This is a genomic window from Curtobacterium sp. MCBA15_007, assembly GCF_001864905.1.
Lineage (GTDB): Bacteria > Actinomycetota > Actinomycetes > Actinomycetales > Microbacteriaceae > Curtobacterium > Curtobacterium poinsettiae.
The window spans coordinates 5493-6231 of record NZ_MJGM01000007.1; the positions used below are offsets into that span (position 1 = coordinate 5493).

Genomic DNA, 739 nt, shown 5'->3' on the forward strand with positions numbered 1-739 from the left:
GTCGACGACGTGGTCGGCGAGGGCGAGGCGGTCCTCGTCACTCGCCTGGGCTGCGACCCGGCGCTCGGCCTCCTCACGGGGCATCCCGCGGTGTTCGACGAGTCGCTCGATGCGCTGCGCCGCGGGGGCGTCCACCACCACGACCGCCTCGAACCGGAGCGGACGGGACCCCCGAGCCTCGGCCAGGAGCGGCACGTCGTAGACCACCACGGCGTCGGGGTCAGCGGACTCGGCTCCGTCGAACGCCTGCTGCGCGAGCCGCCACACCTCGGGGTGCGTGATGGCTTCGAGGTCCTTCCGCGCCGCGGGGTCCGCGAAGACGATCGATCCGAGTGCGGGCCGGTCGAGCGAGCCGTCGGCGGCGATGACCGACGCGCCGAACCGCTCGGCGACCTGTGCCAGGCCCGGGCTTCCCGGTGCCACCGCGTCCCGCGCCAGGCGATCGGCGTCGACGATGACGGCCCCGTGCTCGGCCCAGCGTCGGGAGACGGTCGACTTGCCCGCGGCGATGCCGCCCGTGAGTCCGATGATGTGCACGGCAACAGGGTAACGACCCGGAAGCCCGGAAACGCCGGAAGCCCGGCACCCTGTCAGGGGTGCCGGGCTTCCGGTCGGGACGAACCGCTCGATCAGTTGTTGGTCGAGCTGAGCTTCTCGCGGAGTGCAGCGAGCGACGCGTCGTCGGCCAGGGGGCTTGCGCCACCCGTCTCGCCGGCGAACGACGAGGACGACGACGACG

The 739-nt window shown here is 73.2% G+C and carries 1 protein-coding gene; it reads right to left on the reverse strand.

The window, feature by feature from the left end:
• Positions 1–537: dephospho-CoA kinase (coaE, locus tag BIU95_RS04870; protein WP_071250713.1), on the reverse strand; the 537-nt coding region annotated here is incomplete at its 3' end.
• Positions 538–739 lie beyond the last annotated feature (202 nt).